The organism is Planotetraspora thailandica (assembly GCF_016863335.1).
Taxonomy (GTDB): Bacteria; Actinomycetota; Actinomycetes; order Streptosporangiales; family Streptosporangiaceae; genus Planotetraspora; species Planotetraspora thailandica.
Window position 1 is genome coordinate 1 of record NZ_BOOR01000079.1, and the last position, 24,365, is coordinate 24,365.

Genomic DNA, 24,365 nt, shown 5'->3' on the forward strand with positions numbered 1-24,365 from the left:
CCCCGTCCGCTACTCCGACCTCGCGGACGCGATTCCCAGCATCTCCCAGCGCATGCTGACACTCACGCTGAAACAACTGCGGCGCAACGGGATCGTGACGCGCACCACCTACCCCGAAGTACCGCCGCGCGTCGAGTACGCCCTCACGGAACTCGGCGCTTCGCTGCTCTCCACCGTCCTGGCCCTGGCGGCCTGGTCCGCCGACCACCATGCCGAGATCCGCCGCCACCAGACCGCCTTCGACAGCGCCACCACGGCGTAGGAGGCAGCGCGCCGTCAACTTGAGGTTGACGCAAGCCCATCGTCAACTTATGGTTGACGCATGGAGAACAAGCCTCGCCTGGACGACCTCATTACAGCGATCAAGACCCGGCACCCGGATGGGGACGCCTTACAACAACTGGCCGACGCGGTGGTGCTCGGCGAGCATCTCGGCGAGCTGGCCGACCACCTGATCGGCCATTTCGTGGATCAGGCCCGGCACTCGGGCGCCTCGTGGACGGACATCGGCCACAGCATGGGCGTCACGAAGCAGGCCGCGCAGAAGCGGTTCGTGGCCAAGGAACGCGACGGCTCGCTGGGCGACCACCTCAAACTCTTCGCCCGATACGACGACGCGGCCCGCCGTGCGGTCGTCGGTTCCCAGGAGGCGGCCCGGCAGGCGCGGCACGACCGCATAGGCCCGGAGCACATCCTCCTCGCGCTGCTGAACGAGTCGCAGTCGCCGGGGGCCAGGATCGTCGAAGCGCTGAGCGGAGCGTCCGACGCCGTCCGCGAGTCGATCGCCGGAACGTTCGGGCCTCCCGGGGAGTCCGCCCTGCAGGGCCACATCGCGTTCGCCGCGCAGAGCGTCAAGGCCATGGAGCTCGCGGGACGCGAGGCGCTGCGCCTCGGCCACGAACACATCGGCACGGAGCACCTGCTGCTCGGCGTCCTGTCCCTCAGCGACAGCCCGGCCGCGGCCGTCCTCGAACAGGCGGGGGTCACGAAGGAAGGCGCCGAGGCGGAGATCGCACGGCTCGAACCGTAGTTCCTCGGAGCGCCCCGAGCCCGGCCACCACCGGGTCGCCGAGCTCGGCCTGATCAGTCCTGCGGGCTGTAGGGCAAGTCGCTGAGCGACGAGATGTTCCGGCTGGTCATCGCCGGAGACCTCGGAGAACCGGCCGTCACCACGTATCCTCTCAGGGACGTCGCGTGCGCCCACCGTGATCTGGAGTCGCGCCGCACGACGGGTTCACTCGTCCTGACGGTCTGAAAAGACGTCGATTCCGACAGGACCGAGTCAGCGTCGGGCGGCCCTGTTGGTCTCGATCTCCTGCTGGTGGTCCTGGGCCCAGGCGACCAGCGAGAGGGAGCGGCAGAGAAACTCTCGCCCAGCGGCGTGAGTGCCGCCCAGCCGCCCGAAGAGGTCACGCACGAACGCGACCCTGCTCTCCTTCGGATCGCAGACATCGGTCATCACTTCGCGTATGGGCTTGTCCATGTTCACCAGCTTCGGTGCCCGGCAACGGCTGTGGGTTCTACAAGCGAAGGACCTCGGGTCCTAGTCCCACCGCCATGCGAAAGCCGGGCTCCGGGGCCGCGCTCAGGAATGCGTTCCGCTGTGGCCGGCCTCGGGCGCTCGGCTCGGCAGGTGAGCCCTGGCGGTCGCCGCGGCGTACTCGTCGGCGGTCATGCCGAGATGAGGGTATTGCCGGTGGAGGTCATGCTGGTCGTCGGCCCACTGCTGGTAGTCACGCCGGACCGTGGCCTCGTCGGAGTCTATGGCGTGGGCGATCTCGGCCCAGGTGACCCCGGCCAGCAGCGCGTGGTGGATGTTGGCGGGATGGCGGACGGTCCGCGCGATGCTCTCCGCAAGCGCCAGCAACTCGATGTGCTCGGCCGCGGTGAGCGGCGGCCGGTCCTCGGCTCCATGCCGGGCGGGGTCATAGATCCCACGGGCCACCAGCTCGACCCGGGCGCGAGCCGACGCGTCCTGGGCGGCCAGCTTGTCGTAGCGCTCCAGTTGCCGGCTGACGGGCATGTCGTAGCGAGCGTCGCGCCAGGTCGTGCTGTGCTCAGGCGTGGTCATGACGATTTCTCCAGGGCGAGGACGGCTTACCCACCTTAACGACCACCCCGGACCAGCCGGGCCTGTGCTCAGAAGGTGATGACGGTGGCCTGTTCGAGCGTGAAGCGCAGAAACTCGTCGCGGGCCACCTGCAGGTTGAGCCCGCGACGTGCGAGTTCCACGTCTGTTCCGTCAGCGCGGGCCGCGTTGAGGCAGGCCCCCACACGGACACCGTCCGCGATCAGTTCGTCGATCTGGCGGTTGTAGGTGGCGCTCGCTTCGGAGGCATCCCCCTCGGAGAGGCGACGCTGGGCCGGTCCGAAACAGAAGACCTCCACGCTGCAGCCTCGCTCGGAAGCGACCTCCTGGATGCGCTGGGCTACACGTGTCCCTGTGGCGATCGAGTGGTCGTCGTCGTGAAACACGTGAATGACCGTCTTCGGCACCTTGTCGCCTTTCGAAGGTTTCGCCTGATGGACGGGGCAACGCTAGCACCGATCTCAAAATTCGGGATGATCGTCTCATAATACGGGCAATCGCCGTGTACTGCCGGGTGTGTTCACCGACGCAACCGGCAGTCTTCTTGTTCGCGCCCCACCCTCCTCGGCGCACGGAGCAGTGATAGGACTCCCTATCCACTATTGACTTCCCTAATGCCATTAGGGAATCCTTTGACATGTAGATCGACGGAGGAGAGACGTGGACCGGCGGGCACGCAGGCGCGAAGAGACCATCAAAGAGATCCTCGACCTGTCAGTGGAGGTCATGGCGGAAGAAGGCGTCGCCGCGCTGAGCCTGGCCGAGGTGGCACGGCGGATGGGCATGCGGACGCCCTCGCTGTACCAGTACTTCCCGTCGAAGACGGCGATCTACGACGCGCTGTTCGGCCAGAGCGCCCGCGACCTCAACGAGACCCTGCACAAGGCGACGGCCGGCCTGGACGTGCTCGATCGACTACGGATCGGCACACTGAAGTTCGTCGAGTGGACGCGGCTCAACCCGGTGCGCGCGCAGTTGCTGTTCTGGCGGCCGGTTCCCGGATTCGTGCCGTCCGCCGAGGCCTTCGCTCCCGCCGTGGACAACGTCACCGAGGTGCGCACCGTCCTCGAGGACGCCGTCGCCGGCGGCCGCCTGCACCCCGCCGCCGCCACCGATGACGGCGTCGCCCTGCTGAACACCCTGGTGGCCGGAGTCATCAGCCAGCAGATGGCGAACGAACCCGAAGCCCCGGTCGGCGAGGGCCGCTTCGAGCGACTGACGCCCACCGTCCTCGACCTTTTCATCACCCACTACGCACCTCACGGAGGAGGCGACCAGCCATGACAGCGGAGGCCGCAGTGCACGTCGGGTCCGTCCCGATGACGAGTCCGTCAGACGCCTACGACCTGCGAGCGGCGGAGCTCGCGACTTGGGAAGGTCTCTTGGCCGACCTGACCCCGGCCGACTGGGACAAGCCCACCGTCTGCGACGCGTGGACCGTCGGCGACATCGTCCGCCACCTGGTCGCCCAGGCCGAGGAGCAGATCCGGCCCTGGCTGTTCCTCTTGCGCGACCGCAAGGCGACCCGGGCCTATCCGGATCTGCCGCAGCTGGACGCGCACATGCGGTTCGGGGCCGCGCTCCACGCTGACAGGTCCCGCCAGGAGGTGATCGAACGCTTCCGGACACTGTGGCCCCAGGCCAACCTGGCCATGCGCCGCCGCCCCGCCCTGCTTCGCCGTATGAGCTTCCCCTCGGAGGACGGCCAGTACGGCGCCTTCCGGCTTTCCCTCGCCGAGGTCTACGACGTGTTCCTCCCGCGAGACCTGTGGATGCACCGCGACGACATCAGCCGGGCCGTCGGCCGGCCGCCGGAGACGGGCTCCCACGACCGGCTCGTCGTCGAGCAGGTCCTGCGCGACCTGCACGCCCGCTGGACCCGGCACCCGGTCACGCTCGAGCTGACCGGTCCCGCGGGCGGCACCTTTGAGATCGGCGACGGCACCTCGGACACGACCGTCCGGCTGGACACCGTCGAATACATGCGCGCCCTCTCCGGACGCGCCGGCGCCCCTGCCGCCTCGGTCGTCACCGGCGACCACGACATGGCCGCCCCCGTGGCCACCGCACGCGTCCCGTTCTGACCCCTGCCTCCGCCGGGCAGCCTCACGATCCGGGCGGCTGCGTCGTCATGTCATGCAACAGAATCCCGAAGGAGAGGGAAGCCATGACGCAGCAGACAGGCATCGCCCGCACCGACGCCGACTACCGACGCATCGGCATAAGCCCGGACGTCGTCGCCGAATGGGAGGACGGCGCCCGCACCGACGGGCGCCGGGGCACCTACGAGTGGTGGTACTTCGACGCCCACCTCGACGACGGCGCCACGCTCGTCGTCATCTTCATGACGAAGGACCTGTCCACGCCGGGCAAGCCGCTGAGCCCGGTGATCCGGCTGAACCTCGACCTGCCGGACGGCCGCCGGTACAACATCATCCAGGACTTCCCCGCCGCGTCGTTCTCGGCCCGGACCGACCGCGCCGACGTCCGGATCGCCGGAAACGTCTTCTCCGGCGACCTCGCGCACTACGAGATCCGGGCCGACGTCGGCGGTGTGCGGGTCGACGTCACCCTCGACGCCGAGATCCGGCCGTGGCGCCCGCACACCGGCTACCTGGTCTTCGGGGAGAAGCGAGATCTCGAGTTCTCCTGGCTCCCCGCCGTTCCCCAGGGGACGGTCCACGGCTCCTACGAGGTCGCGGGCGTGCGCACCGAGGTCATCGGCATCGGCTACCACGACCACAACTGGGGCAACGTCGGGATGATGTCGATCATCCACGACTGGTACTGGGCCCGTGGCCAGGCCGGTCCCTACTCGGTGATCGCCTCCTACATCACCGCCCACGAGAAGTACGGCTACGAGCCGATCCCGATCTTCATGCTCGCCCGCGACGGTCACGTCGTCGCCGCCGACGCGTCGCGTGTCCGCTTCGAGGCGCTCGACACCTATCTCGACGGGAAGACCGGCAAGCCCGTAGCCCGCACCACTCGATATCACTACGGCGACAGAGACAACGGCTACGTCGTCACTTTCACGAAGCACCGCGACCTGGTCGCCAACACCTTCGTCGAGCAGATGAAGGGCTGGCGCAAGGTCGCCGCGCGGCTGATCGGCGTCGACGGCGCCTATCTCCGCTTCACCGGCGACCTCACGATCGATCGCCTTAAGAACGGCGAGACCGTGGAGACTTTCACCGAGGCGGCGATCTGGGAGCTGATGTACTTCGGCCACGCCCGCACCGAGACGCTCAGGCGATCGGGTCCCGCGAGCTGACGCGGCAAAACCGTCAGCGGGTGGCCGGCGCGCCGCCCACATGCACTGCCCGCTCCAGGGGACCAGTCCGTGACCGCTGCAGGGGCAAGCGGCTCATGCCACCCGCTGCGGCTGCTCCGACGTCCGGAGCAGCTCCACGATCGAGTCGTGGATCCTGTGCTCGTACGGCTGGCGCGAGCCGTACCCGATGGAGGCAGCGACGTTGCCGCCCGCCAGCCTGCCTTGACGCAGGGCATGCTGCCCGCTCATCGGGGTGATCTTGCCGGGCCTGGTGAGGTCGGGGACGGCGGCCACGTCGCCGCAGGCGTAGATCTCGGGACGGCCAGGCACGGCGAGGTGCTCGTCCACCCTGATCCTGCCCTGCTCGGCCGCCAGCCCGAGGTTGGTCACGAGCGGATCGGGGCGGACCCCGAAGCTCCACACGATCGTGCGGGTGGGGATGAACTCGCCGTCGGTGAGCCGCAGCCCCCGGGAGGTGACCTGGCCGAGCGAGGTCTGCGTCCGGACCTCCACGCCCCGCGACCGCAGCATCCGTGCCGTGGTCCTCGACAGTCGGTGCCGCATGTCAGGCAGCAGTCGCTCGGCGGGATCGGCCAGGATCCAGCGGATCGGCTGCCCGCGCAACCGCGGGTCGCGGCAGGCCATCGACTGGGACAACGACTGCCCGGCCGAGGCCGCCGCCGTACCCGCGTATCCCGCGCCGAGCACGACGAACGTGCAGTGCGCCGCGCGTTCGAAGGGGTCGGTGCTCGCGGCGGCCAGCGAAAGCTGCCGGTGGATGTGATCGCGCAACTGGAGGGCCTGGCCGACGTTGTGGAAGCCGACGCTGTGCGCCGAGACCGCGGAGACCTGGGCGACTTCGCTCACGCCTCCCGCCGCGACGACCAGCCGGTCGTAGGCCAGCACGCCGCCGTCGTACAGCACGCGCTGGGCGGGGGCGTCGATGTGGGTGACCGTGCCGAGCACCACCCGCACCCCCGGCAGCGTCTCGGCCAGCGGCACGCCCACCCGATCCGGCCTGAGGGCGCCCGTCATCACCCGCGGAAGGAGTTCCGGATGCACCCCGACGCCGGTCGGGTTGACCAGCACGATCTCCGCGCCGGCTCCCACCCTGCGCGACAGGGTACGGGCCGCCTGGTATCCGGCGACGCCGGCTCCGACGATCACGACCTGTGGCCTGTTCGGTGTCACTGTCATTTCCCCGAGGTGATCGCCGGCTCCTGGTTCTCCTGCCGCGCCGGCACCAGGAGTTCGTGGAATCCGCCGTCCGGAGACCGCATGATGACCCCGGTCTCCACCCCGTGCTCGGCCACCTCGTGATCCGCCTGCTGAAGCGCGAGGCAGATCCACCGGGTGACGACGAAGGCGATGACGGGGCCGATGACCACGGCGAACCTGAAGAAGATCGTCACGGCCTCGACCGAGAGGTGGAACTGGACGGCGATCTGGTCGTTGGCCGCGGCCGCCCACAGCAGGCCGTAGAACGCGACGCCGGCGACCCCGATGGCCGTCTTCACCGGCGTCTCGCGCGGCCGGTCGAGCAGGTCGTGCGCGCGCGTCTCACGCGCCACACGGCTCGCGGTCTTGGGCCGGCCCTGCGCGTCGCGGCGGCCGCGTCGCGAAACGAGGAAGCGCTCGACCACCGGGGCGGCGGCCAGAACGGTGAAGAAGACCCCCGGTATCACCAGTGTGGGGATGAGGACCGCGAGGCTGAGCGTGTAGTGCCCGATGTTGAGTTCCCATCCGGGCATGATCCGGAGGGCGCCGTCGAGGAACCCCATGTACCAGTCGGGAACCGAGCCCGCCGAGACCTGCGACGGCCTGGCGGGGCCGTACAGCCATATGGGGGCGATCTGGAACCCGAACCCGAGGATGATCAGCGTGCCGATCGTCGCGAGCGCCATCATCGGGCGGACTCTCCGCCGCGACGGCAGCGAGGCGACGAACCGGGAGTGGCCGTGCCGCCGCACCAGCAGTTCACGGGCGATCAGCACCGCGGCCACGACGACCGCGATCAGCAGGTGCCCGCCGTACATGACCGGAATGACCCTGTCACCGGGGAAGTCCGGGCCGAAGAGCAGCGAGACCGCCCAGGGCCCCACCACGGGGATGGCCTGCGCGACCGAGACGATCAGCCACATGCTCCCACCCGACAGCAGGTCGTCGGGCAGGGCGTTGCCGGTCTCGCCCGCGGCCATGCCCAGCGCCAGCAACGTCACCCAGATCAGCCACTGCCGGGTGCGCGGGCGGCGGAACGCGCCGGTGAGGAACATGCGCAGCAGCTGCAACACGACGGCCGCCACGAAGACGAGCGCCGCCCAGTGGTGGACCTGGCGGATGAGCAGGCCTCCGCGCACCTCCATGCTCAGATGCATGGTCGAGTCGAAGGCCTTGCTGACGAAGAGCCCGCGCAGCAGGCCGTACGAGCCGTCATAGGTCACCTGGGACATGCCGGGGTCGTAGAACACCATCAGCACCACCCCGGTCACCGTCAGAACGACGAACGACCAGATGGCGATTTCCGCGAACATGAACGACCAGTGGGAGAACTGGAACGAGCGGCGCTCGGCCGACGACGAAAGCATTCGGGCCCCCTAACCTTTGCCTCACCTACATGACGGAATGGGGCCGGGAGGTGTGACGACGATGTGGCGCCGGTGACGGTGATTCCCGTCACTGCCCTCGGGTCCTCCGTCGTGAGCAGCTCATTCGCGCAGCGCAGAAGGCACCGGACGACGGTTCCCCCTGACGGGGGATGAGGTTCCCTCGTCGGGGGGAACCGTCCTGCGCCGGCGGCCGGAAGAGTCGACGACATGGCACTCAGATCCGCAAGACGGTGGCCGTGTGCGGCGGCGGCGTGGACCTTCGCCTACGGCGTGGCCAACGTGTGGTGGCTGGCCGACCCCGGGTCGCCGTTCGCCCCTCCTGACGAGCCGTTCTCGCCCGGCCGGTGGGCCGCTGTGACGCTCGCCTTCTCAGCCGCGGTGGTGTGCTCGCTGATCGCAGGGGGGATCGAACGTCGTTGGCCGGCGCCCGTTCGATGGACGCTGGTGGTGGCGGCGTGGGTGGCCGGCGTCGGCCTGATTCTGTACTCCTACATGCTCGCAATCAGTCTCGCCGCCCTGCTGTTCGACCAGTACGACGACTGGGCGAGCCTGCTCACCCGCGCGGCCGGGATGACGGGCGGCGCGCTGACACTGGCGTGCGCCGTCGCCGAGCAGCACCGGGTCCGACGGGCCTGCTCCGGCTGCGGCCGGGTCCATGGCCGCTCGCCCGAGCATCGCACCGACCCCACACCCAGGTCGGCATACCTCGCCGCGTACGTCGCGGTCGCCGGGTGCGCGGCCCGCGTGACCGCGGGAGTGCTCGACGACGTCGAGGCGGGCAGGCCGTTGCCGCTCGCACTCGATTCACCGTTCACGCTCTTCGTCGTTCTGCTGGTCCTCGCCGGCACTTTGCTGCCGCCGGCACTGGTCCATCGCTGGGGGCGGATCTGGCCGCGCTGGGTGGTGCCGCTGGCCGGGCGCGGAGTGCCACGATGGCTCGTCCTCGGCCCTGCCTTCTTCATCGGCGCGAGCCTGACCGGCTACTTCGGTCTGGCCGGGATGACGGCGTGGATACTCGGCAAGGGCAACCTGGCCGGTGCCCCGGTCTGGAGGCTGTCGATGGAGATGTTCGGGTACACGCTGTGGGGCCTGGGCCTGCTCGTCGCCGCAGCCTCCTACTACAGCCTGACCAGGCCGGACTGCCTTCTACCCGGACTCGCCAGGCCATGACCGCCACGCGGCGAAGGAGGCCGGCCAGGTGCTCATGGAAGGCCGATGACCAGGCGTAGGGAGCCGTGGAACTCGGGTTGGTCGCGGAGGTGGCCGAAGCGGGCGTCCCAGGCTCCGCTCTCGAGGTCGGCGCGCAGGTGGTCGACCGCGCGCTGTTCGGCGGCGTCGTCCACGAAACCCCAGGCCGACTGGGATCTGCGCACTTCAGGTTCCAGAAAGCGTTCCGGGCGGGCGTAGTAGGCCTCGGTGAATCCGTCCACGCAGTCGAGCGGGATCGGGACCGTCTCCACGCGGCTCGTCGTCCCGATCCGTTCGGCGATCCAGTCGATCTTCGGGTATCGGCGGCGCTCGGCGGCGATGAGTTCAGGGGCGTACTCGGCCAGCCACAACAGGTCGAGTGCGTCGCCGTCGAAGGTGAGCACGACGACCGGTCCGCGGCTGACCCGGCGCATTTCGCTCAGGCCCTTGGCGGCGTCCGACCACTGGTGAACGGTGACCGAGGCCAGCGCGGCGTCGAAGACCCCGTCGTCGAACGGGAGGTGTTCGGCGATCGCATCGAGCGCGGGCACCCGGTGCGCGGGTCGCTGCGCCCGCATGACTTCCGACGGTTCGACCGCCACGACGTACCGGTCCTCGGGCTCGTAGGATCCGGCCCCCGCGCCCACGTTGATGAGGCTGCGCACTGGACCGATCGCCGCGTGCACCTGCGCGGCGATCCGCGGATCAGGCCGGCGCTGTACGGCGTAGCCGTGCCCGTGGCTGTCGTAGTCGAAGTCGCCCGCTCGGGTGACCGTCATACGGTGCTCCTTTCAGCATCCAACGCGGCGGCGATCGCGCCCGCGGCCGCGAGGGTCACGCCCAGTCCCCTGATCTCGTCGCATCCGCCGCTCGTCAGGCGGGAAACGGCGTCCTCGGCCAGGACCAGGCGGTAGTCGCGTTCACTGCCCTCGATGAGCGTCGCGCGAGGGCAGTTGGGGAAGTTGCAGCCGGCGACGACGAGCGTGTCCACCTCCCAGTCGCGGAGGATCTCGTCGAGCGGAGTCCGGTAGAAGGCGCCCCAGCGAGGCTTGAACAGGGCGTACTCCTGCGGGCCCAAGCGCTGCGGACGCCCGCTGAGCAGCAGGTCCGCGTCCAGCGGCGGAGCATCGGGCGGCAGCAGCGGTTCGGCCAGGGCGCTGCCCTCGCTGCCGGGGAGGACGATCCGAGCGCCACTTGCCAGCAGGGACCTCCGGACGAGGTCGGCGTCATGACCGTCGGGGTGGTACAGACGGACGATGTGCACGATCGGTCGTCCGGCACGCCGGAACGCCGCCGCGAGCTCGGCCATGGCCGGCAGCAGTTCGGTGGTGCCGGCCACTCCATAGGGCGCATCGGAGAGGAAGTCACGTTGCACGTCGATCGTCAGCAGCGCCGACGACGTCCAGTTGGGTGTCAGGTGGTGGTCGATCATCACGGGTTCACCCCTACGGGCGTAGATCGCCGGACGGACGTCGATTTTCCACAGGGCCTCGTCACGTCGGCAGGGCTCAGGACCCGCCGAGGTCGAGCAGTTCCTCGTGGAAGCCGCCGAAGCCACGCTCTCGATCGACCAGATGGATCTCCAGGATCCAGTGGCAGCGTCGACCGGCACGGTCGGTACGGCGCATCGGTGTGTCGTTGCCCGGGGCGATGTACGACTCGATGTCAGCGCCGTCGATCTTCTCATGTGGGAATTCGCCCACCAGGTGCCCCGCGATCGTTCCGCCGAAACCCCACCCGGCCTCGGTGGTCAGCCGTACGACCTCGGCGAACAATTGCTCGCCGGTGATGTCCGGGTCGGCTTCGAAGTGGTGCCGACCGGCCGCGAAGATCACAGGCAGGTCGTCTCTGAGCCGGTGTTTGACCGGGTCGTCCCCGAGGACGAAGGTCCTTCCGAAGTCGGCCTCCCACTCCTCGAAGATCGGTCCGAAGTCGGCGAACGCGATGTCGTCCTCGTCGATGACGCGGTCCGGAGGGTTCTCCCTGTACGGCTGGAGGGTGTTCGGCCCGGACCGCACGATCCGCTTGTGCCAGTGGCGCGTCGTTCCGAACATCTCGTTCGCCAAGTCGCGGATGCTGTCACTGACCATGCGCTCGCCGCGTCCAGGAGCGATCAGACCGCGACGCTCGACTTCGGCGAACAGGTCGGCCGCCTTGGCCTGAGCGTCCAGTAGGCGTGTGGCGCGTGCGGACTCGTCCATCATGCGCCGACGGTACTCATCCGCTTGCCGGCCCGGCAACGGAGTATCAGCCCGATTGACCATGTCCGTACACCAGCGCAGTGGGTTCCCCGCTCCGATCGCCCCAGCGGGTCACATCTCCGCCACCTCGGGGCGATGCAGGCCACTGTGCTCGTCATCAACGGCGCTGCCGCCCCGACGCGGCTCGTGGGCACGGCGGTACGGCGTGCCCGAGTGAGAACTGACCGGCGTGCGGTCAAATCTTCGCGACCGTCACACGAACCGCTGGACGAAGGCGAGCGCCGTGTCGCAGACCTCGCGCCAGCCGTTGTCGATGGTCAGCGAGTGACCACGGTTCGCGATCTCGACGATCTCGGTGACGGCGTGCTCGTTGTGGACCTGCTTCTTGTACGAGGCGTTGGTGATGGCCCACGGCACGGTGTGGTCCTTCTCCCCCGAGATGAGGAGCAGCGGGCCCCTGTTCTCGGCAGTGCTGTCGACCTTGGCCTCGCTCCACGGGTTGAAGTTGGCCACGGCCGCCTGGAACAGCGGAGCGCCGGGCGCCGGGACGGAGAACGTCTCGTACAGTTCGCGCGCCTCGTCCTCGGAGACGGCGTTGGCGAAGGCGTAACGGAACTGGTCGTAGGTCAGCGGCACGGCGCGATGGATGTTGGCCGGATTGGTCAGGACCGGCGCGGCGGAGCGCAGCGACGAGATCGGCAACGGCAGCACGCCCTGGAACGGCGCCGGGTCGATGGCCACGGTGGCGCAGCCCAGGCCCCGACCGGCGAGGATCTGGGCGAGCAGCCCGCCGAACGAATGACCCACGATCGCGGGCCTGCGCTCCAGCTTGCCGATCAGCTCGGTGAAGTGGTCGGCGACCTGCCCGACCGTCTTGCCGGCGAAGGCCTCGGGGTGCTCCTTGGCCTCGGCCACGGTTTCCGGGTCGTCGGGCCAGCCCGGCGTGACGGGGGCGAACCCCGCCTCGGCGAAGACCTCCGCCCAGCGGTCCCAACTGCTCGGCAGCAACCACAGGCCGTGCACGAAGACGACCGGGATTTTGCCGGAGGCGTTGGCCTGCTCGATCTGCTGGATGTCGTGCTCTGCGGACATGAAGACCCTTTCCGGTCAGTTGGCGGTCTTGAATACGTCGGCGAGGAAGGCGATCGCCTGGTTGATGGCCGCCTCGGCGGCGTGGGTGCCGCGCAGGGCGTTGAGCATGACGAAGTCGTGGATGACGCCCTGGTAGCGGACGGCGGTGACGGGCACGCCCGCCTCGCGCAGCTTGTTGGCGTAGGCCTCGCCCTCGTCGCGCAGCACGTCGGCCTCGGCGGTGATGACCAGCGCCGGGGGCAGCCCGGCCAGGTCCTCGGTGGTGGCGCGCAGCGGCGAGGCGGTGATCTCGGCCCGTTCCGTCTCCGAGGTCGTGTACTGGTCCCAGTACCACTGCATGGCGTCCCGGCGCAGGAAGTAGCCCGTGGCGAACTGCTGGTACGACGCGGTGTCGAAGTTCGCGTCGGTGACCGGGTAGAACAGCACCTGCCCGGCCAGCGTGACGTCGCCACGCTGTTTGGCGGTCAAGGTGAGGGACGCGGCCATGTTGCCACCCACGGAGTCGCCTGCGACCGCGATCCGGGAGGCGTCCAGGCCATGGTCCGCGGCATAGGCGACCACCCACTGGGCGGCGGCGTAGTTCTGTCCGGTGGCCACCGGGTAGCGGGCCTCCGGCGACAGGGTGTAGTTCGGGAACACCACCGCGGCGCCCACTCCCAGCGCGAGCTCACGGGCGAGCCGGCCATGGGTGTGGTCGTTGCCGAACACCCAGCCGGCGCCGTGGATGTAGAGGACGACCGGCAGCGGGCCCTCGGCTCCGGACGGGCGGAAGACGCTCAGCGACAGCCCGTCGGGGGTGGTGATGGTCTCCTTCTCCGTGCCTGGCACCTCGATCTCGGGCGACTGCGCCTCGTCGACGGCCTTGCGGCCGTCCGCCGGCGGAAGTTCAAACAGGTACGGAGGGTTGGCCGTGGCGTCCGCGAAGGCTTGGGCGGCAGGCTCGAGGACCGGCTTGCTCATGTGTGTTCTCCCAACGGTTCGACAGGTGTGCAAACGGGGTCCACGATGCCCTCCCTGGTCGGAGGTTCGAATCCTTGAAATTCCTTAGCCTTCGGGACGCCCACATTGATCGTGATCATGGAAATCCCCAGTCGTCCCGACCCCGATCAGCCGCGCTATGTTGTGGCCATGGTCCTGCGTGGGAGGAAGGCGGAGCTTGCCGAGCTCGCGGGTCTCCTTGAACGGGCGCGAGCGGGCCTGAGCGGTGTCCTGGTCTTCAGCGGCCCGGCCGGCATCGGCAAGACGGCCCTGCTGGACCACGCGATCCAAGTCGCCGGCGACCTACAGGTCACCCGGGTGGCCGGGGTGGAAGCCGAACAGGAGCTGGGATTCGCCGCGCTGCACCGCCTCCTGCTGCCGTTCCTCGGCGAACGCGGCCGCCTCCCCGCGCCGCAGCGCGACGCCCTGGAGACGGCCTTCGGGCTGCTGAGCGCGCCGCCGCCGGATCGTTTCCTGGTCGGGCTCGCGGTGCTGACCCTGCTCGCCGAGGCCGCCGCGAACCGGCCGATCCTCATGGTGTGCGATGACGCCCAGTGGATGGACCGTGAGTCCCTGGAGGTCGTCGCGTTCGTCGCCCGTCGCCTGTACGCCGACGGGATCGTGCTGCTGTTCGGCGTGCGCGACGACGACACCGCGCGTGATTCCCTGGCCGGTCTTCCCGAGTCCCGCATCGAGGGACTGTCGGACGACGACGCCGCCGCGCTGCTCGGCTCGTCGCTGAAAACCGAGATCGACCGCGTGATCGTCACGCGACTCCTGTCGGAGGCCGACGGGAACCCACTGGCCATCCGTGAACTCGCCCGGGCTCTCGCCGGAGGCGACCAGGTGGACCCCGTCGCCCGCGAGCCGCTGCCGCTGAACCGCAGGCTCGAAGCCCGTTTCCTGCGCCGGGTCAGCGACCTCGACACGCTCACCCAGCAGGTCCTCCTCGTCGCCGCCGCCGACTCCAGCGGAGACCTGGCTCTCGTACGGCGCGCAATCCGGAGGTTGTCGGCGGCGCAGGAATCCGCCGTCGACTCGGCCATCGAGCAGGCCGTACGAGACGAGCTTCTCGCGCCGGAGTCGGGCGAGCCCCAGGCGCACTTCCGCCACCCGCTGATCCGCTCGGCCGTGTACGGCGGCGCCCTCTGCCCCGGCGCCGGCAGGTGCACGCCGTACTGGCCGCGGTCACCGATCCCGTCAGCGACGCCGATCGTCACGCCTGGCACCTGGCCTCGGCCGCGGACGGCCCCAGCGAGACCGTGGCGGCCGAGCTGGAGGCGAGCGCCCAGCGTGCCCGCGAGCGCGGCGGCCATCTGGCGCAGGCGGCGTTCCTCCACCGGGCCGCCGAGCTGACACCGCCGGGAGCCCGGCGCAACGGCAGGATCCTCGCGGCGTGCGGCGCGGCCCTGACCGCCGGCGCTCCCTACCGGGCCGAGGAACTGCTCGACCTGCTCACTCCCGACCTCGGTATCGCGGTTCTCGACGCCCAGGCGATGCGGCTGCGCGGCTTCCTCAGCGTCATGCTCGGACGCGAGGGCGCGGTCGCCTCGTTGCTGAAGGCCGCGCTGATCCTGTCCAACTCCGATCCGCGTGCCCGGCGCGACACACTCCTTGAGGCGTTCGACGCGGTCAGCGTCGTCGCGCGCATCGGCACCGGGATGAGCGCCCTCCGGGTGGCCAGGGCCGCACTCGACGTGCCCGCCGTCTCCGACGGCCCCGGCGAGCCCGACGTCGCCGATCTGCTGCTGGCGGCCCACGCCAATCTCGTCGCCGTCGGGTATGTGCAGGCGGTGCCGCTGATGCGGCGGGGGCTGACGGCCATGCAGGCCGAGGACGCCGAGACCGGCGACGCGGCCCGCTGGTTCCTGCTCGGCATCCTGCTCGCTGTCGAACTGTGGGACATCGACGCCCTGGCCGCCTGCTCGGAACGCTACTCCGCGGCCGCGCGCAGGCAGGGAGCCCTGCGCATGCTGCAGGCGGGCGCGCACGGCTCGGCCACCTCGGAACTGGTCTACGGCCGATTCGCCGCCGCGGAAGCCCACTTCGCCGAGTTCAAGGACGTCGCGGCAGCCATCAGCGCCGACCTGCGCTTCGCCGTACCGAGTGATGTCATGCTGCACGCCTGGCGAGGCGACAGGGACCGCACGCTGGCGGCAGTGGCGGCGCAGGCGGGACCGGGCGCCGAACGGCCCGGCGGGCTGCAGGTGCAACTCGCCCGCAGCGCTTTGGTGCTGCTCGAACTCGGGCACCGCCGTTACGCCGAGGCGCAGGCGGCGGGGGAGATCATTTTCGCCGAGGATCCGCCGCATTTCGGCAACGGGATGCTGCCCGACCTCGTCGAGGCGGCGGTCCGCAACAACGACGCCGCGGTCGCGCGGCCGGCGCTGGCCCGGCTGGCCGAGCGTGCCACGGCGAGCGGCACTCCGTGGGCGCTCGGCGTGCTGGCCCGAAGCCGCGCGCTCCTCGCCTCCGACGACCGTGCCGAGAACCTCTACCTCGAGGCCATCGGCATCCTGAAGCAGACCTCCCTGGCCACCGAACTGGCACGCGCACACCTCGTGTACGGCGAGTGGCTGAGGCGCCGCCGACGCCGGAGCGACGCCCGCGACCAGCTCCGGACCGCCCACGACATGTTCGTGGGCATGAGCGCCGCGGCGTTCGCCGAGCGTGCCCGGACGGAACTGGCCGCCACCGGGGAGAGGGCACGCCGACGCGATTTCGGCACGGCCCACGACCTGACCCCGCAGGAGCTCCGGGTGGCGCACCTCGCCTCCCAAGGCGCCACCAATCAGGAGATCGCCACCGAGTTGTTCATCAGCGCCAGCACGGTGGAGTACCACCTTCGCAAGGTGTTCAGGAAACTCGGCGTCAGCTCGCGGAAGCAACTCCTGCACGCCCTGCCCGCGTAGCCGACCGCCTGGCGCGAAGGTGAGCACGCTTCCATGTGATCTGCTGTGACGCCGCCAAGCTTGCGTGCATTCGGTGTCACACGAGCGACGGCCGGGTCGGGTCCAGCAACTCGCTGACTCCGCCCCGGTCGAGTGCCACGATGAGCGCGTCCGTGCCCTGCGACACCTTCAGCATGACCTCGGCCGGATGCAGCGGTACCAGCGCGAGCAGATTAATCAGTGTCCCATCCGCGACGTCGATCGTCCGCGCCTCCGGCCGCACGTTGAGCATCGGCGTGATGACCGCCCCGGCGAACGGCGCTCCAGGTGCATACGGCAACGCGGGATCCCCGTTCGGTAGGGAATGCCACTCGCCGATCCACGTCCCGTACTCGTGCGGGAAGCGAGCCACCTGCTTCAGCACCCGCACCGGCCACCCCGTCCGCTCGTCGTGCAGCGCCGCCTGCGTCAGCGGCCAGTCCGCCGGCAGGCACAGCATCAACTCCGCATACGGACTGATTCCATGCCCATCGGGCACCGTCATCGGCCGCTCGCTCATCCCCGATGTGACCAGCGCCTGGTACGGTCGCTCCGCCGAGGGGCCGACCACGTAGACGTGCACCCCGACAAGGTGCGAGGCGATCTCGTGCAGGACGAACGCGACCGGCCCAAAGTGCGTGGCAACGTGCCGGTCGATGGCCTCGGCCACCTCCTGCCGCTGGCCGGCAGCCGCCACGAACCCGTCATACCGCGGCTCATGACGCACAATCCCGGCCCCAGACACCTCATCCATGATCGCGCAGTCTAGAGCAGTCGCCAGACACGCCACCGGTCGTGTTGGGCTTCCTGTCCCCGGGACATGCTTGACACTCGCGTTTCACCAGATAATCGACACGATCGCATCGGAGGCTTGGTCGCTGCCTCGCTAAGCGACCAACGGCTTCCAGCGCTTCAACACAGCCCGTTCACCATTCGGGGCAGGCCACACCTGCACCCGCAACCGTTCCATCGTCTGCTGGTCATCGTCGGAGTCGATCCCCAAGCGCTCTGCCTCAGCCAGGTTGCTACTCGCCACCCGGACACGAACCGGGCCCACGGGGACCTCGAACCTTGCAGCGTCCGGCTCGTAGTCAGTGCAGCCCATGATCACGATTCGGCCTGACGGAACCTGCATACTCCCCTCGACTACATGGTCGAAGTCGGCGAAGTCGTCCGCAGGCGGTGCATCCAACACCTCGACTCGGACGGCCACCGTCACGTTGACCGACGTGCCAACCGCTATAGCGTCATCGGCGACGGCCAGTCGGTCGGCAGACGTCTCGTCGGTCCATGTCTCGCCCAGGTCGCTCGTCGAACCGTCGTCTATCAGGTGGAGCTGGTGGTAGTCCGCGAAGATCTCCAAATCCAAAGAAACCACGCCGTCCTCCGCAACATCGCCGGACCCGAAGTCTTGCGTATCTAGTCAACTGTCAGGCATCTCGTGGGACCAGACAGAGTTCGGCGGCCGTTGTCCTGTCCCGGGGCCGACAGGGATCGGCATCTTGCCGAGCGGACCGCACCGGGTGACCATCGGTACGGGTGATCGGCTCTCAAAGCGTCCGGGCACCGGGTGGAGATGGTCGAACATGGGCAGGCGCAAAGGCAGCCCCCGCCGCCGCGACCGTAAAAGGCCGCAGCACATTCCCCGCATGCAGCGAAACCTGGTCCGTGACAAGCCCCACCATGTCCTCCGTTGGCAGCCCGACTGGCTCCACGTCGGCTTCGTCGTCGTCGCGGTGCTGACCCCACTCGCCTTCGGCCTGTCGGCCTCGTTCCTCCCGCATTCGTCGAGCGACTCCTTATGGGAGATGCTGTCCTGGTGCGGAGCAGTGGCCGCCTTCCTGATCTGCGTGCTCCATGGTCTCAGCGAGGAAGACCCGCTCCCGCAGGGTGCAGGGTGGATGAGCCACACGTGGCTGCTACGGCTGGTGCTGGGTCTTCTGTCGGTGATCGCCTTCCTCGTCCCGCCTGCCACCGGGGCCGAGATCCTGGTCAAGCACCTGCCTCCCGCCGTTGAGGCGGCCGCAGGCGAGGGCGCGGGGGGCACCTTCACTGTGACGCACCGTTACTGCCGCAGCGCGTGCAGGACGTGGGGTGAGTTCGACTCCGACGACGGCCGCATCAGGGTCACGTCCGTCGACGTCGGCTTCGGCATCGGTACGGTTGGAGAGCGAGTGCGTGCCTTGTATAACGACGGGCGCGTCTACCTTCCCGGGACGAAAGCATGGATCCCGGTGGCGGCTTGGTTTCTGAACGACATGGCGCTAGGTCTGCTGGGTATCGCCCTGGCGTGGCAGTACCGCCCACATCGTCTTCCGGCATCTCTGAAACGCACCCGGACAGGCAGGGCCACTGCACAGTAGTGGGCGTCGGCATCGGGTTCGCGGCGACGCCTCATTCGCCCGTTCACCGCTGTCGCCGGTCGTGCGGCACTGGGCCAGCCATCCCAGCCGCCCTGTTCAGGCTGGTCAGCCGCGTAGCGGGCGGAAGAACCCGCGGATCTCGGTGACCAACTCCTCCGGCCGCTCCAATGCCGCGAAATGGCCGCCTTGGTCGAACTCGGTGAACCGGGTCAGACGGTAGCAGCGCCGCACCCATTCCTCGGGCGGCGTGAAGTTGTCCTTGGCGAAGGAGGCGAACCCGGTCGGCGTATCAACATAACCAGGCACAAACCTGCCGAGCATGCCCTCGGTGTGCATGGTCTCGTAGTACAGGCGGGTGGAGGTGGCGATGGAGTTGGTCAGCCAGTAGAGGGTAATGTCGGTGAGCATTTCGTCCTTGCTGAACACCGACTCGACGTCGCCGCCGCAGTCGCTCCACGCCCGGAACTTCTCCACGATCCACCCGGCCAGCCCGGCGGGGGAATCGGACAGCCCCGCCGCGAGCGTGGACGGCCGGGTGCCCTGGATTTGGGCGTATCCACCCTCCGCGGAGAAAAACTGCTCGGTCTCGGCCACGAATGCCTCTTCGGCGGGCGTGAGCGGGGCCGAGTTCTCGTCCAGTACCGGCGTCGCCCCCATCAGGTTCAGATGGATGCCGGCCACGGTGTCGCCGTGGTCGCGGCCGAGGCGGCTGGTGATCTGCGCGCCCCAGTCGCCGCCCTGTGCGCCGTAGCGCGAATAGCCGAGCACCTCGGTCATGAGCTGGTTGAACAGGTTCGCCATGGCCGTCGGGGTCATCCCGGGCGTGCCGGGATGCGAGGAGAAACCGTAGCCGGGCAGGCTCGGCGCGACCACGTCGAACGCGTCAGCCGGATCCCCGCCGTACGCTGCCGGGTCGGTCAACGGCCCGATGATCTTGTGCACTTCCCAGAACGAACCGGGCCAGCCGTGCGAGAACAGCAGAGGGAACGGGCGCGGCCCCACTCCCTTGGCGTGCACGAAGTGCACGGTGTTGCCGTCGACCTCGGCGAGGAACTGGGGAAGCGCGTTGAGTCGCTCCTCAGCCGCGCCCCAGTCGAACTCGGTGCGCCAGTACTCCAGCAGCTCGGCGAGGTAGCCGGGTGGCGTGCCGTGCGTCCAGTCCTGTCCAGACAGTGCCGGCGCGAACCGCGTTCTGGCCAGCCGCTCCCGCAGGTCGGTGAGCTGCTCGGGACTGGTTTCGCTGCGGAACGGACGTACCTGCGCCATATGACCTTTTCCCTGGACGTCGAAATGCCTCGTGTTCGGCATGCCAGCGCGCGGGCATGCGCGATCCATGGGCCGCGGCCGGTGCTGCACTGGGCGGGTGCCCCCGGCGATGCTTCGGGGGCACATTCAGGTTTACGCCGGCTGTGCGGAGTTACCCAGACCCCCGCTTTGCCTACGTCCCATGTGACTACCACCAGCAGAGACAGGCTGACGGGCCCAATCGGGAACACCCGACGCAGCGGTTAAACGCCCAGGCCGTGATCTTCCTTTCTAGCGGTCGTCCACGGTGATGCGCCCCCTGACCCTTATGCAGGCCAGGGGGACACACGGGGATGTGAACGCTTTGGCACCGTTCAAGATGCGAGTTCGACCTTGAGCAGCGCTGCCAACTCCGACGGCATCGACAGGAACGGACTGTGGGAGGAATCCAGGCGATGCACCCGCTTCGCCCGCTGAGCCATCGCCTCCTGAGCGAACGGCGGGATGGCGTTGTCCGCCGTGCAGATGATGTAAGTGCTGGGAATGGTGTGCCAAGCGGCCCTGGAGACCGGTCCGGTCTGCGAGGAGTACGACGCAGGAACCAATTTCTCTATCGCCTCCGCGGCGAGCTCGGGATCGACGTCACCGTAGAAGACGTCCTTGGCCTCGTCCTCGGCCACCCTGATGACGCCGCCCTCGGGGCCCTCGTCCTTGCTGATCAGCCACCACGACGGCGGCACACCGCCCGCGCTTCCCAACAGGGATTCTCCCTCGTCGACCATCGCGGCGGCGAGGTAGACGATTCGATTGACGTTATCCGCACCGGCCAGCGCCTCGGTGACGACAGATCCGGCGTAGGAGTGCGCCACGACGACGACAGGTCCGTCGATCGCGGCTACAGCGGCGGCAACCGTATCGGCGTCGTCTTGGAGCGTGCCAAGTGCTCCAAGGTCGCTCCCGCTACTGGGACAAGCGACCGTGTGCACGTCCACGTCGGGGAGCTGCTCGATCACCCGGTCCCATACCCACGGACGGTGATACGCGCCATGCACGAGAAGGAGTGTCGGTTGCGTGCTCATAGGCCCTCATTAGTGCTCGGGGAAAAAGTGGCCACGACATGGATTTCGCGCCCGTTGACTTACATGCGCCGCCAACGCCGAAAGACGTGACCTCGTGGGATCAGCGGCAAATATAGGTTTTATACCGAGCGGTAACTTGTCTTCTCGTGCAAGGCTCCTTGCCCTCCTGTGCAAGGCTCCGTGTACAGGTCCTGGTTGCGATGGAACAACTGGACGAGGTCGTGGCTTTTCGACCAGGCGGTGTGGGCGCGCGAGTCCCCCGCCGAGGCGGAAACCGACACCGCCCTGGCGGAGAAGGGCGACGCTCGCCGAGCTTTTCTTTGATGGCTTCCAGTGAGTCCGGCTGTCACTCTGTTTCGGCTGGAAGCTGACGATTCCCATGGCGCCACTCGCGAGGGCTTACACCGTAGGCGGCTTTGAATACGCGGCTGAAATGGGGCGCGCTGGCGAACCCCCACCGGTAGGCGATCGCCTCGATCGTCGTGAACCGATGGGCAGGCGAGGCCAGTTCCAGTTTGCATTTCTCCAAGCGCTGAGACCTGACCCAATCACCGAGCGAGATACCGGCCCGAGACAGAGTCAGGTAGAGCTGGCGCACGGAAATGTGGTGCTCGGCGGCGATACGCTCGGCGCTCAGATCGCGCTCGGCCAGATGGAGACGTATGTAAGTCATGACACGTTGCAGGAGAGCGTGATGCAAAGGCTCCCTGGCCAGATCGTCACGCCCAAGGCCCGTAGTGACCACAGCCCTGATCAGTTCGATACAGGGCTGCGCCAACAGACCGGCGTCAGTCTCGCCGATAGCGGACTGGTTGCGGACCAACCGTGAGATGAACGCTGCTGCGGTATCCGCAACCGGGCGCTCCACACCGAGCCGCACAGCTGTGATCCGACCGAGCAGGGATGGTGGGAGACCAAGGAGGTGATTGGGAACACGAACGGTGAACGCAGTTACGGCGCCCTGAAAGAAAACATCGTAAGGATTCACGTTCTGGAGCAGAACCAGATCTCCCGGCCGTATTTCCGCCTGCCTGTCGCCCTGGGCGAATCGGGAGACTCCTGATTTCTGCAGACCGACGAAAATGTGCGGCTCAACGTCATCAGTCATTGGGCCGACGGTCCGCCGAATGGCAGTCACGTTCCAGTGGATGCTTGAGATTTCTACCGAGCCCAGCGCGCTGGTCGTCGTAACGGCCTTGATACGATCCGGATTCGAGGGAACATCCACCTCTGATCGGCCATTTAATGCCCGCGAGGCTTCGCGGATCGCCTCTGCACGATCATTTGGAGGCAGGGACCCCACGTCAAATCGAACTGCCATGTGGAACTCCTCCCGCATGAAGTGGCCGCCGTCGCGGCGTTCCAACAGCGCGTTACCGCGGCGCAGTGCTCGACGTCCGGCGCAGCGACCGAAGCGCGACTCGGTGACAGCGATCAGGCGGGCCAGGGTCTCGGTGTAGCACGGCCAGTCGCCAAGTAGCTATGACGCACGATCCGGTTCGAATGTTCCTCAGACCCTGGGATGTCACCGGAAGACGGCAGGAATGGGCTGCGTCATCTCGCACGTGGTGTGCGCGCCGCCGTGCCACGCCTCGACCGGGGCGTCCCAGTCGATCAGGTGCCTGTGTACCGGCGCGAACAATCCGCTCACTTTTACCGCGCGAGCAGAGGGAGCGCTGGGAAGGTGTGGTCCTGCCACAGCAGCCGCGAGGTCTCTTCCGGGTAGGCGGTGACCATCGACGGCGTGTCGAAGAGCTGTGCGAGGCGGTGGTCGGGGTCGTACGGAGGCCAGCCCGGGTCGCCGTGAGCGGCGAACGCCGTCCACGCCCTGCGGATCTGCGCGGACAGCTCCTCCGCCACCGGGGAGGGCGGGTCGCCGATCAGCACGGCGGGCTGTCCGCTGCTCAGGTTGCCGAAGACGAGCGGCACGTCCAAGCCGTGACAGGCGCCGAGGCCACCGCCCAATCCCGGGGCGGACCAGGTCAGTTCATAGAGGTGGGCCCGGCCGCCGCCGGCGATCTGCGCGTCGGCGAGGTGGAGGCTCGGCATGCGGAACAGCCAGTCCCCGTTGACCAGCTCGTACAGCTCCTCGTCGGTCGCGGCCGGGAATGCCTCCCGGTAACGGCGTGCGCCGTCCGGGCCGGGGGCGAGCAGGTGCAGAGCGGTCTCGGTCTGCTCGTGCGTGACCTGGCCGAGCACGCCGTCGATCAGGCTGAACAACCGGTGCTCGTCACGAGTGTGCCCGACGAGAAGTCCGACGTCCCGGGCGGCGCCGTCCGCCAGCGCCTGCCAAGGCGTTGCCGGCAGGACGTCACCGTCGACGACCGGTGCGAACGGGATCGGCCGGTGTGTGATCTGCCCCCAGCGCTCCCGCCATTGCACCGTCTTGGCGAAGATCGCCTCGCCCGCGGCGGGTAGCCGGGCCGGGGGCACTGCCGACAGGCCGGACACCGTGGGCCGTACCCCCAGATCGGCGGCGCAGGCGGCGGCGATGTCGGCGGCCAGCTCCGGGGAGAAGTACGTCCCCGGCACGCTCTGCGCGACCGCCCGGCGGAAGAGTCCGGCGGCGCGCGGCATGGCGAGCAGCGCGGCGACCGATCCGCCACCCGCCGACTGCCCGAAGACCGTGACCCGGTCCGGGTCGCCGCCGAACACCCGAATGTTGTCGCGCACCCACCGCAAGGCCGCGACCTGGTCGAGCAGTCCCCGGTTGGCCGGGGCTCCGTCGATCTGCGCGAAACCCTCAATACCGAGACGGTAGTTGAGGGTCACGACCACGGCTCCGCTGCCGGCCAGGTGCCCGGCGTCGTATTCCGGGAGGCTGGAGTTGCCCATGGCGTAACCGCCGCCGGGGATCCACACCATCACCGGGAGCCCTGTCGCGGGATCCGGTTCCGGTGTCCAAACGTTGAGCGTCAGCCAGTCGTCGCCGTCGGTGTCCTGGGACGCTCCGAGCAGGCTGGACTGCGGGGGCGGCGGGCCGTATGCGACCGCCGGGCGCACGCCCTCCCAGCTGCGCACCGGCTGCGGCGCGGCGAAACGGAGGGCGCCGACCGGCGGCTCGGCGAACGGGATGCCGCGGAAGACCGCCAGGCCCGCCTCCCGGCCGCCGCGGAGGACGCCGGCCGCCGTACGGACTTCCGGCTCGGACTCGGACGGCTTGCTGGATGCGGTGACGGCCACGTTGCGGTTTCCTCTCCGTTCCTGCTTGGCCGAGCATCCCAGCGCGCGTGATCTGCGGGCAAACCATTTAGGGGCAGCCCACATGAGCCTGAAACCCACGTTAAGTTGATCTTGAACGGGTCCCGGAAACGACCTCG

26 protein-coding genes are annotated in these 24,365 nt (G+C 68.6%); 10 read left to right on the forward strand and 16 right to left on the reverse strand.

Features of this window, described 5'->3' with window-relative positions:
* The 3 genes from Pth03_RS42270 to Pth03_RS42700 form a co-directional block, all read left to right on the forward strand.
* Positions 1 to 262, forward strand: a 262-nt coding sequence (locus tag Pth03_RS42270) for a winged helix-turn-helix transcriptional regulator (protein WP_203949222.1), incomplete at its 5' end; no start/stop codon positions are given.
* Between the two features lie 60 nt (positions 263 to 322).
* Entirely contained in the window at positions 323 to 1,030 is a 708-nt protein-coding gene (locus tag Pth03_RS37350; RefSeq protein WP_203949223.1) for a Clp protease N-terminal domain-containing protein, read from the forward strand.
* A 93-nt stretch (positions 1,031 to 1,123) separates the two neighbouring features.
* Positions 1,124 to 1,255, forward strand: a complete 132-nt coding sequence (locus tag Pth03_RS42700) for a zinc-binding dehydrogenase (protein WP_203949224.1) — start codon at positions 1,124 to 1,126, stop codon at positions 1,253 to 1,255.
* Positions 1,256 to 1,282: 27 nt separating this feature from the next.
* On the opposite strand, the gene Pth03_RS37360 is transcribed toward Pth03_RS42700, so the two are convergent.
* From Pth03_RS37360 to Pth03_RS37370, 3 genes are all read right to left on the reverse strand, one after another.
* Positions 1,283 to 1,483: a hypothetical protein gene (locus Pth03_RS37360; RefSeq protein ID WP_203949225.1), complete on the reverse strand. Its 201-nt coding sequence runs from the start codon at positions 1,481 to 1,483 to the stop codon at positions 1,283 to 1,285.
* A gap of 102 nt (positions 1,484 to 1,585) precedes the next feature.
* A complete protein-coding gene (locus Pth03_RS37365) occupies positions 1,586 to 2,071 on the reverse strand; it encodes a hypothetical protein (RefSeq protein ID WP_203949226.1) in 486 nt (161 codons plus the stop codon).
* A 68-nt stretch (positions 2,072 to 2,139) separates the two neighbouring features.
* Positions 2,140 to 2,496 (reverse strand): DsrE family protein, encoded by a 357-nt coding sequence (locus Pth03_RS37370; RefSeq protein ID WP_203949227.1) that lies wholly within the window; start codon positions 2,494 to 2,496, stop codon positions 2,140 to 2,142.
* 253 nt (positions 2,497 to 2,749) lie between these two features.
* On the opposite strand from Pth03_RS37370, the gene Pth03_RS37375 reads away from it, so the two are divergent.
* From Pth03_RS37375 to Pth03_RS37385, 3 genes are all read left to right on the forward strand, one after another.
* On the forward strand, positions 2,750 to 3,373 hold the full coding sequence (locus Pth03_RS37375) for a TetR/AcrR family transcriptional regulator (protein ID WP_203949228.1): 624 nt from the start codon (positions 2,750 to 2,752) through the stop codon (positions 3,371 to 3,373).
* The gene (locus tag Pth03_RS37380) at positions 3,370 to 4,173 is read left to right on the forward strand and encodes a maleylpyruvate isomerase family mycothiol-dependent enzyme (protein ID WP_203949229.1); all 804 of its coding nucleotides are present in this window, start codon (positions 3,370 to 3,372) and stop codon (positions 4,171 to 4,173) included. Before Pth03_RS37375 ends, Pth03_RS37380 begins: the two co-directional genes overlap by 4 nt.
* 83 nt (positions 4,174 to 4,256) lie before the next feature.
* Entirely contained in the window at positions 4,257 to 5,363 is a 1,107-nt protein-coding gene (locus Pth03_RS37385; RefSeq protein ID WP_203949230.1) for a hypothetical protein, read from the forward strand.
* 93 nt (positions 5,364 to 5,456) lie between these two features.
* Here Pth03_RS37385 and Pth03_RS37390 read toward each other — a convergent pair whose 3' ends face one another.
* A complete protein-coding gene (locus tag Pth03_RS37390; RefSeq protein WP_203949231.1) occupies positions 5,457 to 6,560 on the reverse strand; it encodes an NAD(P)/FAD-dependent oxidoreductase in 1,104 nt (367 codons plus the stop codon).
* Positions 6,557 to 7,948: a cytochrome b gene (locus tag Pth03_RS37395; RefSeq protein ID WP_203949232.1), complete on the reverse strand. Its 1,392-nt coding sequence runs from the start codon at positions 7,946 to 7,948 to the stop codon at positions 6,557 to 6,559. The genes Pth03_RS37390 and Pth03_RS37395 overlap by 4 nt, the downstream gene beginning before the upstream one ends.
* A 228-nt stretch (positions 7,949 to 8,176) precedes the next feature.
* Between Pth03_RS37395 and Pth03_RS37400 the strand changes: the two genes are divergently transcribed.
* Positions 8,177 to 9,139, forward strand: a complete 963-nt coding sequence (locus Pth03_RS37400) for a hypothetical protein (protein ID WP_203949233.1) — start codon at positions 8,177 to 8,179, stop codon at positions 9,137 to 9,139.
* A 32-nt stretch (positions 9,140 to 9,171) separates the two neighbouring features.
* Here Pth03_RS37400 and Pth03_RS37405 read toward each other — a convergent pair whose 3' ends face one another.
* From Pth03_RS37405 to Pth03_RS37425, 5 genes are all read right to left on the reverse strand, one after another.
* On the reverse strand, positions 9,172 to 9,936 hold the full coding sequence (locus tag Pth03_RS37405; protein WP_203949234.1) for a class I SAM-dependent methyltransferase: 765 nt from the start codon (positions 9,934 to 9,936) through the stop codon (positions 9,172 to 9,174).
* Entirely contained in the window at positions 9,933 to 10,589 is a 657-nt protein-coding gene (locus Pth03_RS37410; protein WP_203949235.1) for a cysteine hydrolase family protein, read from the reverse strand. Before Pth03_RS37410 ends, Pth03_RS37405 begins: the two co-directional genes overlap by 4 nt.
* A 76-nt stretch (positions 10,590 to 10,665) precedes the next feature.
* Positions 10,666 to 11,361 carry a M24 family metallopeptidase gene (locus tag Pth03_RS37415; RefSeq protein WP_203949236.1) on the reverse strand — a complete coding sequence of 232 codons (696 nt, stop codon included), beginning with the start codon at positions 11,359 to 11,361 and terminating at the stop codon, positions 10,666 to 10,668.
* Between the two features lie 249 nt (positions 11,362 to 11,610).
* On the reverse strand, positions 11,611 to 12,450 hold the full coding sequence (locus tag Pth03_RS37420; RefSeq protein WP_203949237.1) for an alpha/beta hydrolase: 840 nt from the start codon (positions 12,448 to 12,450) through the stop codon (positions 11,611 to 11,613).
* A gap of 15 nt (positions 12,451 to 12,465) precedes the next feature.
* Positions 12,466 to 13,410: an alpha/beta hydrolase gene (locus Pth03_RS37425; RefSeq protein WP_203949238.1), complete on the reverse strand. Its 945-nt coding sequence runs from the start codon at positions 13,408 to 13,410 to the stop codon at positions 12,466 to 12,468.
* Between the two features lie 117 nt (positions 13,411 to 13,527).
* Between Pth03_RS37425 and Pth03_RS41845 the strand changes: the two genes are divergently transcribed.
* Entirely contained in the window at positions 13,528 to 14,784 is a 1,257-nt protein-coding gene (locus Pth03_RS41845) for an AAA family ATPase (protein WP_239119674.1), read from the forward strand.
* Positions 14,785 to 16,073: 1,289 nt separating this feature from the next.
* Positions 16,074 to 16,340 carry a helix-turn-helix domain-containing protein gene (locus Pth03_RS41850; protein ID WP_239119679.1) on the forward strand — a complete coding sequence of 89 codons (267 nt, stop codon included), beginning with the start codon at positions 16,074 to 16,076 and terminating at the stop codon, positions 16,338 to 16,340.
* Between the two features lie 76 nt (positions 16,341 to 16,416).
* Here Pth03_RS41850 and Pth03_RS37435 read toward each other — a convergent pair whose 3' ends face one another.
* Positions 16,417 to 17,112: a suppressor of fused domain protein gene (locus Pth03_RS37435; RefSeq protein WP_203949240.1), complete on the reverse strand. Its 696-nt coding sequence runs from the start codon at positions 17,110 to 17,112 to the stop codon at positions 16,417 to 16,419.
* A 132-nt stretch (positions 17,113 to 17,244) separates the two neighbouring features.
* Positions 17,245 to 17,721, reverse strand: coding sequence for a hypothetical protein (locus tag Pth03_RS37440; RefSeq protein WP_203949241.1), 477 nt, complete (start codon positions 17,719 to 17,721; stop codon positions 17,245 to 17,247).
* 286 nt (positions 17,722 to 18,007) lie between these two features.
* On the opposite strand from Pth03_RS37440, the gene Pth03_RS37445 reads away from it, so the two are divergent.
* Positions 18,008 to 18,721, forward strand: coding sequence for a hypothetical protein (locus Pth03_RS37445; protein WP_203949242.1), 714 nt, complete (start codon positions 18,008 to 18,010; stop codon positions 18,719 to 18,721).
* Positions 18,722 to 18,826: 105 nt separating this feature from the next.
* On the opposite strand, the gene Pth03_RS37450 is transcribed toward Pth03_RS37445, so the two are convergent.
* The 4 genes from Pth03_RS37450 to Pth03_RS37465 form a co-directional block, all read right to left on the reverse strand.
* On the reverse strand, positions 18,827 to 19,987 hold the full coding sequence (locus Pth03_RS37450) for an epoxide hydrolase family protein (RefSeq protein WP_203949243.1): 1,161 nt from the start codon (positions 19,985 to 19,987) through the stop codon (positions 18,827 to 18,829).
* A gap of 353 nt (positions 19,988 to 20,340) precedes the next feature.
* The gene (locus Pth03_RS37455; RefSeq protein WP_203949244.1) at positions 20,341 to 21,045 is read right to left on the reverse strand and encodes an alpha/beta hydrolase; all 705 of its coding nucleotides are present in this window, start codon (positions 21,043 to 21,045) and stop codon (positions 20,341 to 20,343) included.
* A 346-nt stretch (positions 21,046 to 21,391) separates the two neighbouring features.
* Positions 21,392 to 22,366, reverse strand: a complete 975-nt coding sequence (locus tag Pth03_RS37460; RefSeq protein WP_203949245.1) for a helix-turn-helix domain-containing protein — start codon at positions 22,364 to 22,366, stop codon at positions 21,392 to 21,394.
* Positions 22,367 to 22,698: 332 nt separating this feature from the next.
* Positions 22,699 to 24,228 carry a carboxylesterase/lipase family protein gene (locus Pth03_RS37465; protein ID WP_239119675.1) on the reverse strand — a complete coding sequence of 510 codons (1,530 nt, stop codon included), beginning with the start codon at positions 24,226 to 24,228 and terminating at the stop codon, positions 22,699 to 22,701.
* Positions 24,229 to 24,365 lie beyond the last annotated feature (137 nt).

Bases quoted from the DNA above. Each gene is read 5' to 3' on its own strand.
- Pth03_RS37435 (WP_203949240.1), bottom strand. From the start codon at position 17,112: ATGGATGAGGTGTCTGGGGCCGGGATTGTGCGTCATGAGCCGCGGTAT.
- Pth03_RS37410 (WP_203949235.1), bottom strand. From the start codon at position 10,589: ATGATCGACCACCACCTGACACCCAACTGGACGTCGTCGGCGCTGCTG.
- Pth03_RS37415 (WP_203949236.1), bottom strand. From the start codon at position 11,361: ATGATGGACGAGTCCGCACGCGCCACACGCCTACTGGACGCTCAGGCC.
- Pth03_RS37455 (WP_203949244.1), bottom strand. From the start codon at position 21,045: ATGAGCACGCAACCGACACTCCTTCTCGTGCATGGCGCGTATCACCGT.
- Pth03_RS37450 (WP_203949243.1), bottom strand. From the start codon at position 19,987: ATGGCGCAGGTACGTCCGTTCCGCAGCGAAACCAGTCCCGAGCAGCTC.
- Pth03_RS37380 (WP_203949229.1), top strand. From the start codon at position 3,370: ATGACAGCGGAGGCCGCAGTGCACGTCGGGTCCGTCCCGATGACGAGT.
- Pth03_RS37445 (WP_203949242.1), top strand. From the start codon at position 18,008: ATGCAGCGAAACCTGGTCCGTGACAAGCCCCACCATGTCCTCCGTTGG.
- Pth03_RS37425 (WP_203949238.1), bottom strand. From the start codon at position 13,410: ATGAGCAAGCCGGTCCTCGAGCCTGCCGCCCAAGCCTTCGCGGACGCC.
- Pth03_RS37350 (WP_203949223.1), top strand. From the start codon at position 323: ATGGAGAACAAGCCTCGCCTGGACGACCTCATTACAGCGATCAAGACC.
- Pth03_RS37460 (WP_203949245.1), bottom strand. From the start codon at position 22,366: ATGGCAGTTCGATTTGACGTGGGGTCCCTGCCTCCAAATGATCGTGCA.
- Pth03_RS37385 (WP_203949230.1), top strand. From the start codon at position 4,257: ATGACGCAGCAGACAGGCATCGCCCGCACCGACGCCGACTACCGACGC.
- Pth03_RS41845 (WP_239119674.1), top strand. From the start codon at position 13,528: ATGGAAATCCCCAGTCGTCCCGACCCCGATCAGCCGCGCTATGTTGTG.
- Pth03_RS42700 (WP_203949224.1), top strand. From the start codon at position 1,124: ATGTTCCGGCTGGTCATCGCCGGAGACCTCGGAGAACCGGCCGTCACC.
- Pth03_RS37390 (WP_203949231.1), bottom strand. From the start codon at position 6,560: ATGACAGTGACACCGAACAGGCCACAGGTCGTGATCGTCGGAGCCGGC.
- Pth03_RS37360 (WP_203949225.1), bottom strand. From the start codon at position 1,483: ATGGACAAGCCCATACGCGAAGTGATGACCGATGTCTGCGATCCGAAG.
- Pth03_RS37365 (WP_203949226.1), bottom strand. From the start codon at position 2,071: ATGACCACGCCTGAGCACAGCACGACCTGGCGCGACGCTCGCTACGAC.
- Pth03_RS37420 (WP_203949237.1), bottom strand. From the start codon at position 12,450: ATGTCCGCAGAGCACGACATCCAGCAGATCGAGCAGGCCAACGCCTCC.
- Pth03_RS41850 (WP_239119679.1), top strand. From the start codon at position 16,074: ATGAGCGCCGCGGCGTTCGCCGAGCGTGCCCGGACGGAACTGGCCGCC.
- Pth03_RS37395 (WP_203949232.1), bottom strand. From the start codon at position 7,948: ATGCTTTCGTCGTCGGCCGAGCGCCGCTCGTTCCAGTTCTCCCACTGG.
- Pth03_RS37400 (WP_203949233.1), top strand. From the start codon at position 8,177: ATGGCACTCAGATCCGCAAGACGGTGGCCGTGTGCGGCGGCGGCGTGG.
- Pth03_RS37405 (WP_203949234.1), bottom strand. From the start codon at position 9,936: ATGACGGTCACCCGAGCGGGCGACTTCGACTACGACAGCCACGGGCAC.